The organism is Methanomassiliicoccus sp. (genome assembly GCA_033485155.1).
GTDB lineage: Archaea > Thermoplasmatota > Thermoplasmata > Methanomassiliicoccales > Methanomassiliicoccaceae > UBA6.
In genome coordinates this window covers 446,517-462,674 of sequence record JAWQJJ010000001.1, presented here as the reverse complement: position 1 = coordinate 462,674, position 16,158 = coordinate 446,517, and the positions used below count along the sequence as shown (strand labels likewise).

The 16,158-nt window shown below is 55.1% G+C and carries 13 protein-coding genes; 3 read left to right on the top strand and 10 right to left on the bottom strand.

The features are described from left to right. Nucleotides 1-75: 75 nt before the first annotated feature. Genes SA339_02365 through SA339_02355 form a run of 3 tightly spaced genes read left to right on the top strand, consistent with a single transcriptional unit; the run spans nucleotide 76 to nucleotide 2,367 of the window. Entirely contained in the window at nucleotides 76-939 is an 864-nt protein-coding gene (locus SA339_02365) for an ABC transporter ATP-binding protein (GenBank protein ID MDW5562043.1), read from the top strand. A 2-nt stretch (nucleotides 940-941) separates the two neighbouring features. Then, complete coding sequence (locus tag SA339_02360) at nucleotides 942-1,688, top strand: ABC transporter permease (GenBank protein MDW5562042.1); 747 nt, start codon at nucleotides 942-944, stop codon at nucleotides 1,686-1,688. A gap of 25 nt (nucleotides 1,689-1,713) precedes the next feature. Beyond that, nucleotides 1,714-2,367 (top strand): isochorismatase family cysteine hydrolase, encoded by a 654-nt coding sequence (locus SA339_02355; protein MDW5562041.1) that lies wholly within the window; start codon nucleotides 1,714-1,716, stop codon nucleotides 2,365-2,367. Nucleotides 2,368-2,415: 48 nt separating this feature from the next. Here SA339_02355 and SA339_02350 read toward each other — a convergent pair whose 3' ends face one another. The 10 genes from SA339_02350 to SA339_02305 all read right to left on the bottom strand — a co-directional run bounded on the left by SA339_02350 (nucleotide 2,416) and on the right by SA339_02305 (nucleotide 16,158). Further along, complete coding sequence (locus SA339_02350) at nucleotides 2,416-3,708, bottom strand: nitrogenase component 1 (protein ID MDW5562040.1); 1,293 nt, start codon at nucleotides 3,706-3,708, stop codon at nucleotides 2,416-2,418. Further along, nucleotides 3,681-5,873: a nitrogenase component 1 gene (locus tag SA339_02345; protein ID MDW5562039.1), complete on the bottom strand. Its 2,193-nt coding sequence runs from the start codon at nucleotides 5,871-5,873 to the stop codon at nucleotides 3,681-3,683. Before SA339_02345 ends, SA339_02350 begins: the two co-directional genes overlap by 28 nt. A 22-nt stretch (nucleotides 5,874-5,895) precedes the next feature. Then, nucleotides 5,896-7,779, bottom strand: coding sequence for a VWA domain-containing protein (locus SA339_02340; protein MDW5562038.1), 1,884 nt, complete (start codon nucleotides 7,777-7,779; stop codon nucleotides 5,896-5,898). Continuing rightward, nucleotides 7,749-8,795, bottom strand: a complete 1,047-nt coding sequence (locus tag SA339_02335) for an AAA family ATPase (protein MDW5562037.1) — start codon at nucleotides 8,793-8,795, stop codon at nucleotides 7,749-7,751. Before SA339_02335 ends, SA339_02340 begins: the two co-directional genes overlap by 31 nt. Then, the gene (locus SA339_02330) at nucleotides 8,792-9,937 is read right to left on the bottom strand and encodes an adenosylcobinamide amidohydrolase (protein ID MDW5562036.1); all 1,146 of its coding nucleotides are present in this window, start codon (nucleotides 9,935-9,937) and stop codon (nucleotides 8,792-8,794) included. Before SA339_02330 ends, SA339_02335 begins: the two co-directional genes overlap by 4 nt. Nucleotides 9,938-9,993: 56 nt before the next feature. After that, a complete protein-coding gene (locus SA339_02325; protein ID MDW5562035.1) occupies nucleotides 9,994-10,875 on the bottom strand; it encodes an ABC transporter ATP-binding protein in 882 nt (293 codons plus the stop codon). Then, a complete protein-coding gene (locus SA339_02320) occupies nucleotides 10,865-11,872 on the bottom strand; it encodes an iron ABC transporter permease (GenBank protein ID MDW5562034.1) in 1,008 nt (335 codons plus the stop codon). The genes SA339_02325 and SA339_02320 overlap by 11 nt, the downstream gene beginning before the upstream one ends. Before the next feature lie 106 nt (nucleotides 11,873-11,978). Further along, nucleotides 11,979-13,991 carry a helical backbone metal receptor gene (locus SA339_02315; GenBank protein MDW5562033.1) on the bottom strand — a complete coding sequence of 671 codons (2,013 nt, stop codon included), beginning with the start codon at nucleotides 13,989-13,991 and terminating at the stop codon, nucleotides 11,979-11,981. Nucleotides 13,992-14,339: 348 nt separating this feature from the next. After that, nucleotides 14,340-15,158: an ABC transporter permease gene (locus SA339_02310; GenBank protein MDW5562032.1), complete on the bottom strand. Its 819-nt coding sequence runs from the start codon at nucleotides 15,156-15,158 to the stop codon at nucleotides 14,340-14,342. A gap of 1 nt (nucleotide 15,159) precedes the next feature. After that, nucleotides 15,160-16,158, bottom strand: coding sequence for an ATP-binding cassette domain-containing protein (locus SA339_02305; protein ID MDW5562031.1), 999 nt, complete (start codon nucleotides 16,156-16,158; stop codon nucleotides 15,160-15,162).

Below are 16,158 nucleotides of genomic sequence, written 5' to 3'. Positions count from 1 at the left end.
TAGCTCTTGACCTTGCACCTAAGTGAAAATGTAAACATATGGATATCGAGAAGAAAAACGAAGGAGGGCGTGGGTATGGAAGACATCATTCAGATCGAGAGACTTACAAAGCAGTATGGCAAGGTCACAGCGGTCAATGGCCTTAACCTCACGGTCCGGTCCGGTGAGATCTATGGGCTCCTCGGCCCCAACGGGGCGGGAAAGACCACTACCATACGGATCATGACGACCCTAACAAAACAGACCTCTGGTAGGGTCAGGGTCGGGGGGTTCGACGTCTTGGAAGAGGCCGACAATGTAAAGGAGCTTATTGGCGTGGTGCAACAGCACACTAGCCTGGACCGGGATTTAACGGTAAGGGAGAACATGGAGCTCCATGGTCGTCTCCATCGCATCCCCGCCGCCGAACGAAAGAAGCGCATCGATGAGCTTCTGGACTATGCGGGATTGACCGAACAGTCCGACAAGATGGTCGAGACCTTGTCCGGAGGCATGAAGAAAAAGCTGACCATCGTTTGCTGTTTGATCCACCGTCCGAGGGTGCTCTTCCTGGACGAACCGACAGTCGGCCTGGACGCTCAATACCGGCGGAAGTTATGGGATTTAGTGCGCTCCTTGAACAAGGAGGGCACGACCATTCTGCTGACAACCCACTATATTGAGGAGGCCGAGGCACTGTGTCAGCGCGTCGGCATCGTCGATCATGGGCGGATCATCGCACAGGGCTCGCCCATCGATCTCAGAAAACGACTGGGAATGACGGCCGTGGAGATGCTCTATGAGAGCAAGGAGACCCGTTATCAGTATTTTTCGGACCGGGTCGAGGCGGTGAACTACCTCAAGGACGTCGGTGCTGCGGACAAGACGGTAATCATCCGGGATTCCAATCTTGAGGATGTGTTCGTTGAGCTTACTGGTCAAAAGGTCGGTGATGCTTGATGATGAACTTGTACAAAGACACGTTCACCGTACTGTGGGTGGACCTGAGATTCCTGAGGCGCCATGTCGTGTCCACTGTAGCCACCAGCCTCGTCAATCCAATATTGTACCTCCTGGCGTTCGGGTATGGTCTAGGACAGGGGATCACTTTCGACGGGGTTGACTACATCGCGTTCGTGATCCCGGGCATCATCGCTCTTACCTCGATGTCCGTATGCTTCGGTGGAGCTGCTATGAAGCTCAACGTCGATCGATTGTACTATAAGAGCTTCGATGAGATGCTCATGTCCCCGATAAGCCTAGCGTCGATCGTCGTAGGGAAAGCGCTCATCGGAGTGGTCAGAGGCTTGTTGAGCTGCTTCGCGCTACTTGCTGTGGGTCTGCTGCTGTCACCACAACTGGCAATAGGGCCCCTATTCTTCCTCGCGTTGTTAGCCTCATGCTTTACCTTCTCCCTGATGGGGGTGCTCGCTGCGCTGATGATCAGATCGCATGCCGACATGGCCACCTTCAGCAACCTAGTGATATTGCCGATGAGCTTTCTCTGCGGGACATTCTTCTCGCTCAGCCAGGTGCCCGACGCATTAAGAGTGATATTGAATGTTCTGCCGTTGACGCATGCCAGCCAATGCCTTAGAGCGGCTGCTTTAGACCAGTCGTTCCCCTGGGTCTCCCTGGTGGTGCTAGTCGGCTTCGGGATCGCCTTCTTCATCGGGAGCCTGAAAGTGCTGAAGAAGAGCAGTACATGAGGCTAGATCGGCGCATGAAGGGGGGATGAATAAAGCGGATGAAAAACGGAGGATGATGGGGACGACAGATGCTCTTCAGTGGGTGGGCATCGGGATGCCACTTCTCTACCGCCCAAAGAGAGGGTGGCATCTTCCATTTCCTCTGTCAGTATCAGTGAGATCGGCGGAAGGTGAGTATTTGAAGCCTGCGTTGCTAGTCATAGATGTCCAGAATGGTTGGATGGAGATATCCAGAGGATTGAGGGCATCGGTTGATGTTCACATGGATGCAATGAATGAAGCGATATCGATCTTCAGAAGGTGTGGGGCGCCCATCATCCTGTCCTACCATTCATACGAAGAGAAAGGGATGGTGACTGGGAGCTCCGCATTCGAGTACCTGTCTGAGATAAAGACAGAGAAGAACGATATCGTGATTGTCAAGCGCTACATGAACGCTTTTAATAAAACCGAACTGGAAGCGATTCTTCGAGACAGGGGCTGCGATACTTTGATGATTGTCGGACTGAGTGCACTGCACTGCGTGCTCTCCACATACATGGGGGCTTACGACCGGGATATATTGCCATATCTCGTAAGGAACGGGGTAGCCGGTCCGGACGAGGATTCTGTTTCTATCGCCGAGCGGATCTGCGATACCTTGAGCCTCAGGGCTATTGCCCAGATTCTCGATGATTGAGCTGATCGGCCGGTCCTTCGATTGGTCCCGGATCTCCTCCCCATTTTATCACAAGCTGTTGATTATCTCGTCCAGAATATGCATCGTTCCCTGGGGCCCCATCAGCGGCCGGGGGATGAAGTCGAATCTATCCAATGACGGAAGCCCTAGGTCTACTCCTCCCTGGCAAGCTCCCATTCTTTTTAAGAGCCTGACCGAATGCCCGTCAGCCAGGACGATGTCCGCGCGATCATGGGTAATGTCTCTGTCCCACGCGCCCCCGAACCCACTCTCCTCGAGTAGGGATCGTAGACGTTCTGCCATAGGCAGATACTCGCCTGGGTTTACTCGCACCGCTACGGGGATCATTCCGAGGTAGTTCATGAGGAACTCGGTCAATGGCAGTGCCATCGAGCTGTCCGCCTTGATGGCGAAGGTCGCGCCCTTTGGAAGAGTAGTATGGAATTGGAACCTTGTCAGAAGGCGGCATGCCTCCACCCGGCGGGAAGATAATGACAGAGTCGCGCCGATCGGGTCCGACCCCGTAGCCTTGGCAACCTGCTCGATCCAGTTCCTGACCGCCTTGAAGCCCACGGGAGCGCCATCAGAGGGTATGATATACGGGATGCCATACCTCTCCTTGTAGAGCTCAGCGGTCCTCAATCCGAGTTCAGGGCTTACGACGATGTTGCAGGACGCTTTCACCGAGTCGGTGATCTTTGACACTGTGCTCCCTGCCCCGGGCGTCGAAAGGATCTTTACTCCCATCTGAGTCAGGATCCGACGCAGCTCCATGACGTCGTCCCTCCACCCTTTGTTCAGGATGGACATCCCCAGCAGATTGACCGTTTGGCTTACTCTATCCGCCGGCGAAATATCCAAAGAGGCTATGATGGAGCGTACGGTGGCATCATAACTGCTGGAAACTGGCGTCGACACCAGCACGTCCTCCAGGGATAGCATCTTACCCGAGAGCCCGTTGCGCACGATCGCTCCGCCGATATCATCCCCGATGAGGGCAGCACCGGGGGAGTTGATGATGACGGACAAAGTATCTCCTTTGTCCCTCACTACTCCGATAAGATCCTCCACCTTATCTATCGCACCACGAATATAGTCCTCCTCGTCGAGGTAAGTGCAAGGTATCCTAGACTGGCCGAAGAAATATTGCTCCTGGAAGGTTGGCTCGTCCCTCACCATAGGTCTGGGATAATGCAGCTCGGAAAGGAAGGAATGGTAGTTGCGGCAGCCTCCAGGGCCGTTCAATATCGCACGGGCATCGGGAAAGCTCTCGATCGCCATTAGACTGCCAGTAAGGCCATCGGCGTCGATGCTCAGCATGCTCTCACTTCCACTTTCCATTCTTCGACCGCCGGCAGACGGATGATGCGGCTCCAGCGTTCGGCCATTTCGATGGATGAAGAGATGCCCACATCCGGTCGATGAACGATATCATGGTGGCAGGGGCAAGTCTGTGACATCCGGCAGTCGGTCAGGAGAAGGTCCGGTCTTTCGGATTCGAGGATGGCCATAGTCTCGGTCACCGAAAGGTTCTGTAGGATCTTCGCCGATTCCATCTTCCCTAAAGAAAGCTCACCTGCGACAGAGGATAACCTTCTATCCAAACCAATCATCTGTATGCGGGCGCCCACATCCTGAATGAGGTCTAGTAGCCACTCGACGTCTTGGGTGAAGCGAAGATAGACGGCCACCTTCTTCCCCTCCAGGTTCGGACGGACCCTCGATAGCCTCGAATGATATTCTGATCGCAGCTCATCGATGGCCTTCCCCACACCTTCTGTGCAGCTGGTATATTTTGCCAGCTCGATCATCCATCTCTCCGTTTCGCTCAAACCGACCGGGAGCGGAAGGTCGAACGTCTTGATCCCCGACTTCTCCCTGATTTTTTCTGCCATCCGATTTGACAGCTGATCATTCTGGGCCTTGATGTTCAGCGCACCCTTCCTTAAGTCCTTGATCGCAGCCGTGGTGGTCTTGCTGACCAAACGGCAATTGACCCTCAGACCAAGCCGCCCCAGCAGTTCCTCGGCCTTCTTGTAGCTGCTGTCTCGATTGTAGATAAAGAAATCCCGCTCTCCAACGACATTTACCATGTCGGCCTCTGGCTGCACATTCATATCGGCCAGATCGATGACCTCGGCAAGTGCGTCCAGGTACCCCTGGTCGAACTCTCCGGTGATGTTGCCGTCAGCATAGACCACCTTGACAGTCGTGTCTGGACATCTCTCTTCTATGCGCCTTGCCACGGGCGCGACGTTGTCACCTATGATGCCTGAGGCGCAGGTCGTGACCACGAATATGGTCCTCCATCCCTCGTTCACCTTATCACGAATCACCGACTCGAGCTTCCTGACCCCTCCGAAGATGGACATGCTGTCGTCCATGTCTGTTGTGACGACTCTACGGCCGATGGTCCGTTCCGGGTTCGTACCGTTTCGCTTGCTCGAGGAAAGCGCATAGTAGTCCATGCTCGCAGACATGAGGTGGCCACAGCTCCTCGGGCCGTGGATGATAATGGCCGCGTCGAGGACCTGGGACGCACAGTTGACCGCTCCGTTCGTCGCGCATGTGTGGATCACGGCCCTATCGGCCGTGCATCTCTTCTTGCGGCCTTCACCCTCGACGGGCTTGTTGCCGGTCTCAGCATCTGAATGAAAATGAAGGAACCTTCTGCTTCCCAACTTCTCGAAATGGCCCATGGCGAGGCCGTTCATATCTTCATCGTCCAGGGGGGTCCCCTTTCTAAGCATCGATGGGTCTTTTGATACCTTGGCGACATGATTGGCCAGGTCCATGAGTATCCTGGCCGGGGCAGAGTCGTGATATAGTTCGACAAGGGTGACGGCTTTCCTTTCCGATCGGATGAATAGCTCGCTTCGAGGTATCCTGGCGACGATGGGTATCCCTACCGCATCAGCATAAGCGCTCACCGTCTGATCTTCCCGTTCGATTCCCCGACCATTGAGTATCAGCCCCGCCACCCTCTTCGCGTTTCCGTCGAAGTTATTGATCCCTCTAAGGATATTGTTCGCCGCATAGAGGGACATGAACTCGCCCGAGGTAACGATGTATACGGCATCCGCGTAATCCTTCCGCAGGGGAACGGCGAAACCTCCGCAGACCACATCCCCCAGTACATCGTACAGCTTGATGTCGAAGCTCTGCTCCTCTAGCCCCAATTTCTTCAGTGCTTCGAAGGTGGTCAGAATTCCTCTTCCGGCACATCCAACACCTGGCTCGGGACCTCCGGCCTCAACGCATTTTATATCGAAGGACCCAGTACGCAGGATGTCATCCAACCTACGCTTTTCCTCCGGGACAGTCCTCAGGTACTCAAGAACGGTGGTGGGAGTCTGTCCTCTCAACAACAGTCTCGTCGAATCATGTTTGGGATCACACCCTATCTGCAGTACCCTCTGACCAGTCTTGGCCAGTGCTACCGAGAGGTTGGCCGAGACGGTGGATTTTCCAATTCCTCCCTTCCCATAAATTGCGATTTGGAACATGTTGCACCTTCCGATTGCTCATTCATCTGCCAACAATCGCCCTCACCGAGGATGCCAAATAGCTGGCGTCCAGCTCTTCCAGCCGGAAATACGTCCCTTCTAATGCCATGCACAATCTGAGCGCCAGGTCCAGCCGGGGGAAGGCTGCCCCCGTATCCACCACTACGAATCGGATACCCGTGGCGGAAACCTTATGCGCGAAGTCGATCGCCTCTTGTACTGGCTTTCCCCCGTTCATTGGAACATTCGCTCGACCATCGGTGAGGATGACCATGACCGGATCGCATCCTGAACGAGGTGATGCATCCTTCAGAAGCATCTCGCAGCCCTTGGCAAGGCCTTGGGCCAGCGGAGTCCTGCCGCCCGTAGGCATCTCTTCCAACTTCCTTGATGCAATCAGTACGCTCCTGGTCATAGGAAGGGTCACCTCCGCGGCATCCTTGCGGAAGGAGACCATTCCGACCTCATCCCTCTTCTGATATGCATCCTTGAGCAGGGCGAGTATCGCTCCCTTGACGGCGATCATGCGCTGCTGTGCACCCATCGATCCACTGGCATCCACCAGGAAAAGAATTCTTGTGCCACGCTTTCTTTCCCTTACCTTCTCCCGGATGTCGGATAACTCCAGTGCCACGGCCACACCGTTCCGATGCCTGGACCGCTGGTAAGGTGCAGCGGCCCTGATACTGGCGTCGAAAGCCACATCATGAAGCTTTCCCTGAGGTACCTGGAAAGAGGTATATCTCCCTGAACGGTCCGATGTGACGATGCGGTCCCTCCGACCGTGGGCTGAGGTCAGAGCCTTCCGCCGCCTATCCTCGCCGATATAATCCACGACGGCGAAAGGCCTCCCCACGGAGAACACCTTGTCCTCCATCTTGCCATCCGAGGGGGGAGGCTGCATGCTTTCTGGGACCTTATCGTTCGAAGGTTCGTCCGGCCTTTCTGGAGGCCGCTCACCCTCATCCTGCCTTTGGTCCTCGGCCGAAGGAGGGGGTGAGCTCTCAGGAAACGGGGGTTGTTCCTCTGGGCATTGATCTCTCCTTCTATGTTCAAGGCAAAGCGGTACGGCCTCTTTGAGGTCTTCGAGGGTTATCTGGTCATGTCCATGGAGGGCAGCGAGCGCCGATACGGTCCGGGCTAGAGCGATATCCCCGCGATGACCTTCCACACCCAGGTCCTGACATAGCCTGGCGATCGCATCATAATGGCCGGGAGGGATCAGCACATAGGGAGCCTTCTCCCTGGCGACCAGGACCATATCCCTCAGCTCCTCCTCACTTTGCTCATAATCTTGCTGAAAACCGGCGGGATTTGAATCGTATCTGAGCCCGCGGCGAAGGATTTCCACCCTTTGCTCGACATCATTCGCGGCCGCAATGCTGACACAGACATCGAACCGATCCAAAAGATGTGGTGATAGCTCGCCTTCCTCCGGATCCATCGTTCCTACGAGGAGAAAACGGCATTCGTTGAGGGATGATATCCCCTCCCTTTCCACGAGAGACCTGTGCTCGATCGATGCGTCCATTATCGTGTGGATTAGGCGCTCGGGAAGCAGGTTGATACTATCGATGTATAGGATGTTACCATCGGCACGATCAAGAACTGAGGACAAGGACCTCTTCTTTCCGGTGGTGAGCGCTACCTCCAGATCCAGCCCCCCGATGATCTGCTCTTCGGTAGCGTTCAGGGGGAGATTGATGATCTTCCGCCCAGGTATCAAATCATCGAGGGCCCTGGCCAGGGTGCTTTTAGCCGTTCCGACCGGTCCCGTGATTAGGACTCCGTTGATGCTGTCCGATGCGAGAGCGCAGAGCAGAGCCTTCTTGACGTTCTCCTGACCCACGACCGCAGACAGGGGAAAGGTCTTCCTCATGCCGATTGGATATGTTCCTGCAGCCAACTACTGAATTCCCCCTTGTCGAACTTGGAATCCTGGAACGGGCCCCTCCGCATCCGATGCGGCAGGACCAGGTTGGAAACCTTTATCACGTCCTCCTTGCCCACGGCGCACTTGCCCCACAGTGCGGCCGAGGCCATGGCTGCCTTCACCAGGGTGAGGTCGGCACGGTGGCCGTCGACTCCAAGGTGAAGGGAGATGCTGACCGCCGTCTCCAGGATCTCATCCTCTACCTTGAGCCTCAACAACCGGCCCTGGGCGCTGATCAGTTCGCTCCTCAGCCTTTCTTGCTCATCCTTACAGTCATCGCAGAAGCCTTCGGGGTCCCTTTCGAACGAGAGCCTCCTTCGGACTACTTCCATTCTCTGAGTAATGTCTTGTTCAGCCTTGACCTCCACCTGCAGTCCGAATCGATCCAACAGCTGAGGCCTCAGGTCCCCTTCCTCGGGGTTCATCGTCCCCACCAGGGTGAAGCGGGCTGGGTGGGAGAACGAGACGCCCTCCCTTTCCACAAAGTTGACCCCCATCGCCGCTGCGTCCAGCAACAGGTCGACCAGATGATCATCCAGCAGGTTGACCTCGTCTACGTAGAGGATGTTGCCGTTCGCTTTGGCCAATACGCCCGGTTCGAACTTCTTCTTCCCTGTCCTCAGGGCATGCTCGATGTCCAGTGTTCCGGCGACCCTGTCCTCAGTCGAGCTGAGCGGAAGTTCGATGACCCTCATGGGGACCGTTGCCTCCTTCAGCTCCTCGCCACTTTCCTGACGCCCTATGCATATGGGGCAGGCATGATCCCAATCTCCCCATCTGCAGCCACACGGACAATTGGCTACCACGTTCCTAGCCGGGAGAAGATCGGCCAATGCTCGAACCGCTGTCGATTTCGCGGTTCCCTTCTCCCCCTTTATTAGGACCCCACCTATCGATGGATTTATCACATTCAGCAGTAGGGCCTCCTTCATCTCGTCCTGTCCAACGATGGCCGTGAACGGGTACACCGGCCTCCTTTCCTCGCTCATTCCCGCGCGCCCCCTTCCTTCACCATCTGAGCTAGCCCTGAAACGAGATTGGCGAGGATCGGGCTTGCCTCATTTATCATAAGCTTGCTATCGCCCTCGGGACCCGCTCGCAGGATCTGAGGCAGTCTGGCGATCATGTTGTTGCCGAAGCGGTTACCCTCTTCCTCGGGGATGAGCCCCCAGGAGACCTCGTCGACTATGTGGAGTATCGAACCGATCGCCGCCACCATCTCTGGCTCCCTTGATAGATTTCGAAGTGACGACCGGAACTCCGCTTCCCCGATGTTACCAGGGAACTGAGCTGATGCCGTCCAACAATCGTTCTCGTTGATGCGGTATCGCTTTAACCGGACCATGGCGTCCCTCTGGGACGCCGGGTTCAACCCGCCATGCTTGTTCAGTGCCTCGGTGGTCGCCTCAATCACGCACTTTCCAATGAGTTCACCCAGTTTGGAGTGCTTTCCTGCATCAGTAAGACGATTGCTGCTGTCGCGATCGGAAATTATCGCGATCTGATCGGTCCCCGAACCAGTGGCAATCCCCGTGGAATAACGACTGGGAGCCATCAATTGCTGCAGCGCACAGCTCTTGGCCTCGGTCGCGGTCATTATTGCCCTGGCCATGGTGTGCTTGGGCATATCGCCATTTACAAGCAGCATGGTCACGATGGTCCCCCCGATCGGTTCCACGCCTCTTACTTCGTTGTATGATGCGGGATCGCCGGCCCGTCCGCCATTGCCCTCCACCCCGCCGGTCACGATAGCCGTCACCGATGTGCTTTGATAAGACTTGGTCACTATGGAGGCATTATCCATATGGACTGCGGTGGAGAGGCCTGATGTCCGCTCCGGATCCAAGCCAAGGCGTTCGGCCATGACCTTCAGATAGAGCGAGTACTCTTCGATCTTCAGATGTCCATGAACGTCATCAATGGTCTGACTGTTGAAAACCGCCCTAAGGTCCTCCCTATAGCCACCATTTAACCATGAGGTGATGAGAGTGTTCCTGCCTTCTGGCAACTGTACTATCAGAGCACGACCGTGCCGGAAAACGCTCTCTCCGCTGAGGAACCTGCATACCAATCTCTTCTCTGGCTCCAGAACCTCCTGGGCAAGAGCCTTCTGCCATACTCCTACTGTCATGTACGATTACCGCCTGTAATTTACGCGAACATATTGCCTAGCATTCGCTGTGCCGTTCATTTCCCGATGTCCAAGGGGGCAGCCTTGGCCCCATCAACTGCTGGCTTAAGGGGCAGGATGAAGATCGCATCGTTCTTCGTTATGATGGAGACCTCCACGCCATAGACATCCCTGATCACGTCCTCGGTGACGACCTCTCGAGGGGTCCCGTAGTCTACGATCTCTCCCTTGCTGAGCAAGATGATCTTGTCGCAGTACTTGGTTAGAAGATTGATGTCATGCGACGCGGTGATGACCGTGATCCCCGTACGAGCGAGCGCCTGGAGGGATTCCATCACCTGGAGCTTGTATTTCAGGTCCAGGTGAGCGCTAGGCTCATCGACCAGCATGACCTTGGGCTGCTGTACAACGCCTTTTGCCAGTAGGACCCTTGCCTTTTCACCGCTGCTCAGCTCGGTCAATCGGCGCTGAGAATAGTCGGCGATACCGAACTCCTTGAGCGCCTCATCGACCAACTTCTCATCCTCGTCCCCTTCCCACCACAGTTTAGTTATGTAGGGCGTCCGACCGAGGGCCACGAAGTCGCGGACGTAAAGGGAGAAGTCGTCCGGAACATTAGCCGGAATGGTCGTGCAGACCTTGGCTATGTCCATCATGGTCATTCTCTTGACGTCCTTGTTGACGAGGTAGATCGCCCCTTCTTGGATCGAGAGCAGCCTGTTCAAACACCTCATCAGAGTGGTCTTGCCTGAGCCATTAGGCCCCATTAGGCCGATGAACTCGCCCCTACCCGCCTTGATGTCAATCCCCTTGAGCGTTCCCTTGCTGGTATATCCGAAAGAGATCTTGTCCGCCCGCACGGTTATATCGGTCGATTGCCCCCCATCAGCTACCAGTCCACCTGAAACATTTCTCTGTATCACTTCTTCACATTGCATACCGCTTTCCCTCCCGCATCATCAAGTAGGCGAAGAACGGAACGCCGATCGCCGCGATCACGGCGCCGATTGGCAGCTCTGTTGGTACCATCAACGTCTTGCATGCGATATCCGCTACCAGCAACACGTTGGCTCCGACCAGCATTGATCCTGGCAGAAGCAACCTATGGTCCCCGCCGACAAGTATCCTGGTCGTATGCGGAACGATAAGACCGACGAAGCCGATGACCCCGCAGAACGCGACACACAGCGCGGTGAGGATCGAAACCAGCACGACCATGATCTTTTTCAAAGCCCTAATGTTGAGTCCCAGTTGCTGAGCCTGCTCATCGCCCAGCAGAAGAGTGTTCAGGTCCCTGGCGTAAAAAAGTATGATCCCCAGGATCACAGCTACGGGGATCGTTATCATGATGGCGTTGTTCCAGGTCATGTAGGCGAACGACCCGAACATCCAGAACAATATCCCATGCAGCTTTTCGCTGTTGAAGGTCATTAGCAGGGTTGTTCCAGCACTAAGCCCGATGGAAATTATCACACCAGCAAGCACATAGCTCATCGCCCTTCCGCCGGAACCTTCTGCCAGTGCCATGGTCAGGAAGAACGCCCCGATGGCCCCCACGATGGCTGCGATCGGTATGCTGATGAATGAGTATACGCCCGTTAAAAGGACGCCGCCAAGGACCGTGAGGGCGACGCCAAAGCTGGCTCCCGAGGACACTCCAGTGATGTATGGGTCGACCAGGGGGTTCTTGATGAGGGCCTGCATGACCGTACCGGCCGTGGCAAGCCCGGCCCCCACGGCGATAACGGCGATAGCCCTTGGCATCCTGAGAAGATAGATGATCTGTTCGTTCAGTGTAGCTGGGTTCCCCCAGTGCTCGACCAGATAGAGAGTCGAACTGATCGCGTCGGAAAAAGAAATTGGAATCGTCCCAAAAGTAAGAGAAAGAATGAAGAGGGTGACCAGGGAAATCGTCCCCAGGACGATTATGGTCATCAGCCTCAGTTTGGCGTTTTTCACACCATGAGTGGATTCGTCGTAATTCCCTATTTTGCGACGAATCCAGCTCGTTGGTGCTTCCTCGATGCCCATGTATTTCACCTCAGGTCAAGTAGGTTTGATAATCGTCTCCAACGATCATAGGCATCTTAGTGAGGAAAGCATCGGGGTGGCCCATCATTGCAAACATGGTCACTGCCTCGACCGCTCGGATAGATGCGTCTTCGATTACACCCGCTCCCAGTCCGGTCACGAAATAGACCTTGCCATCCTTGACCGCCTGTATTTGGCTCCAAAGCGGGTCCGTCCTCATCTGGTCCCATGTGCTGTTGAAGTCCTGCACCAGTCCGCCCATGCTCTGGTCGATGATCAAGACATCCGGATTGGCCTGAACCAGTGCTTCCAGAGTAATCGCGATCCATCCGCTCTGATTACCGAACGCGTCCTTCATTCCCGCCGTGGTGATGAGCGAGTCCATGAAGGTCCCGTTGGCCACTGCCCACCCTCCGGTTATGCTGCTGAGGAAAATGAACGCGCACGATTCGTCGGATGACGTTCCGCCGATTTTATCAAGGGTGGAATCGATGGAAGAGCCCATGCTGGATACGATATTGCTGGCGGTTGCGCTCTTGCCCAACAGATCGCCCATCATCTGGACGTTATTATAAATCTGACCCAGGCTCACCTCGTCCGGCAGGACGAAGAAGGTTATGCCCAATGCAGAGAGCTGGTCGCCAATTCCGGAATATGAGTATGATGCGGAATCCAGCACTACCAGATCGGGATGTAAAGCGGCGATTGTCTCGGCATTCTGATGCCATGTACCGCCTACAGAGGCCAATTCGCCGCTGTTCAGGCGAGCTTTGACATCAGAGGGATAGTTGCCCAGATTGCCGATACCGTTGATGTTGTCAGAGTTGTTGTATCTTCCATCGCTGCTGACACCGATGATCTTGCTTCCCATACCCAGAGCGTACAGTATTTGGGTAGGAACATCGCTGGTGGAGATTATTCTGGTTGGTTGACCGCTCAGAGTGACCGAACGACCCAATCCATCAGTGACTGTCTTCGGGATATTGTCATCGCTGAACGATGCCGTGGAATTGATGTAGTTCGTGTAGTTGCTATCCAGGACCTTGGGCAGGGTAACGCCCATTGCGCTTGGGTACAGCATATCCGCCATTATCTCGACACCATCGACAAGTCTGGGCCCAGGGCGGTTGAGCAGGTTCGAGGCTTGCCCGGTAAGGACGTAAGTGTTGTCGGTCTTGACTGACGAGATGGTTGACCATATGCTATCGTTCCTGAGGTAGGAGAGCAGATCCTGCCCGGTACTCATCAACATGCTGCTACTCATGACCATGACATCTGGCTCGGCGGCGATCATCCCCTCGCTGGATATGACCGGCCAGCCGCTCTGGGAAACGAAGACATTCGTCCCTTTTGATGCGTTGATCATGTCCTGTACGTAGGTGTCGCTCCCCGCCACATAAATCGGGTCGATGTACACGACATCGGCGATCGATCGCGAGGTCGTTACCGATGAGAGCTTATTCGCAACCCATTGAAGATGAGATTGCATGTTTGAGACAAGGGCATCTGACTTGGCCTGAGCGTTTCCAATCGTTCCGACCAACTGGATGTTCTTATATACTTCAGAGAACGAGGTACCTTTGTAAAGGGCCACCACTGTGAGGTTCAGCTGCTCCAGCTGAGTGACCATTGTCTTTTGCGCAGAAACGCCTCCGGAAATGAGGACGACATCCGGACTAAGCTTAGCGATCGCTTCAACGTTCGGAGTGGAGTATCCTCCGATCGTTGCCAATGAGCCGTTCGCCTTCCGCGAACCGACATCAGATGGATAATCGCAATAGTCAGTTACTCCGACTAACTTTTCGCCCAAGCCGACAGCGTATACTGTCTCGGTGATGTCCGGGGAACAGGATACAATTTTTGATGGGGTGTTCGAGATCGTTACATTTCGACCGAGGGCATCGGTCACCGTAGCGGAGTATTTGCCGCTCGCAGCGGGACTGCTGACGATGACAATGGTGCTTGCTACGATCGCCACTACGAGGATTATGGCAATAATTGCGTTTCTTTTATTTTTCTCCATTTTCATTTTCCTCCTTTTGCCATAATCCAAGAACAGCGATGCATTCCAGATTATGGACAATATGTCCAACCATACACTATAGTTGGATAATACATCCAACTTAAAATGTAATGATACTTATTACTAATAATACTTTTCCTTTGAAGAAAATCAAGGATATTTTTCAATTAAACAATCTCAATTTGGTTTGAAATTATTAAAAAAAGAAGAAGAACAAAGCCTGACTGTGTCTCATAGTCATGATCTATCACTTGTAAGGATATAGCTACTCATTACGAGACAGATGCAGTTGGTCTTTTTGTAAAAGGAATTTATAAAATGAATATGAAAGGGGTTTGCCGCCGTCCATCACTTGTTGCTTAGCAGCTTCCTGGAGACCACCACACTCATACCGGCCAGGACCACGGCGATGAACACCAGGCCCAGGATGTCGAACGCAAGATCATGTATCGGGGCGGTGTCGACGAAGGCGAACTGGCGCAGCGCATCGGCGGCCCAGGTCAGCGGGTTGTAGTTGGCAACGTTCTTGAGCCATTCCGGCATCATGGCGGTGGGGAACAGGGCCGCCGAGGCGAACATGAGAGGAAGGTTCAGGAGATTGATGACCCCGAACAGCGTCTCCTGGTTCTCGACGGCCAGTGCTATGGTGGTGAACAGCGAGGCGAACGCCACCGACAGCAGGAAGAGCACAAAGAACATGCCCATTAAATCCATCACGTTGAACCCAGCCTTCAAGGTCAGTCCGGTCAGCCCTGGCACATACTGGAACGCCAGCGCGATGATCAGAACGATGCTCACCTGGATGAGCGACCGTATGACCGTGGCCATGATCCTCGACAGGGGTATCGCTCCCCGGGGAATGGGCGCCACCTTCAGCTTGTTCAGGAACCCGAACCTCCGGTCCCACACGATGCTCATCCCGGAGAACATGCAGGTGAACAGCGCGTTCACCGCTAGCATGCCGAGAGCCATGAACGAGAAGTAGTCCGGCGCGCCGGAGAAGTACTGGGGGATCATGGGGGCGGGAATGAAGCTCCCGATGTTGAAAGCCTGCCCAAAGAGACCAAGCCACACGATCGGCTGGATCAGGGTCATGAAGATCTGGATCTTGACGCGATACCAGTGCTTGAGCTCCCTGACGGTCAAAGACCAACTTTCGCGCAGCATGTTACCGCCTCCTCCTCGAAGCGCGGGCCGCAGCTGCCTTGTCGAACCCTCCGCTCTGCTCGGCATCCCTCATCGACCGTCCAGTATACTCCAGAAAGGCCTGATCCAGTGTCGGATGGGCAAGGTTGACAGAGGTTATGGTCGCTCCCTGATCCCACACCGTCTTGAGCACCATCGGCGTCAGTTCCTCACCCTTGGGTGCCTTGATGCGGTAGCTCCCATCCTCCTTCTTGACATTGACCACTCCGGGGATGGCCTTGATGGCCTCGGTCAGGTCCTTGTCCGAGGTTATCCCCAGGCTGAGGACGTCTCCGCCCACGGCATGCTTCAGCTCCTCCGGGGTATCCAGGGCGATGATCTTGCCGTGATCGATGATGGCGATGCGATCACAAAGCCCGTCCGCCTCCTCCAGGTAGTGCGTCGTGAGGAACACGGTGATGACGTTGTTCTTCTTGAGATTCCGGATGTACTCCCAGATGGCCGTACGGGTCTGGATATCCAGACCTAGGGTCGGCTCGTCGAGGAACAGAATGCGGGGGCGGTGAATGAGACCTTCTGCCAGTTCCAGGCGCTTGCGCATGCCGCCGGAGTAGGTCTTCACTCTCCGGTCGGCGGCCTCCTCGAGGTTCACCAGCTTCAGCAGCTCTTCGATGCGCTTCTTGGCCTCGCCCCGAGGCACGTTGTACAGGTCGGACTGAAGATACATGTTCTCCCGACCGCTCAGTTCGTCATCGACCGTCAGGTCCTGCGGCACCAGTCCGATGACCTTCCGCACCTCGTCCTGCTGGTGTGCAACATCCAGACCGGCTATGGTGGCTTTCCCCCCGGTCGGCTTCAGCAGCGTGGTCAGCATGTTGATGGTGGTCGACTTACCGGCGCCATTCGGTCCGAGGAAGCCAAATATCTCCCCCTCGTTCACGGAGAACGAAATATTATCAACGGCCAGTACTTCCTCGCTGAACCGCTTCGACAGGTTCTCCACCTCTACTATAACCGTCAC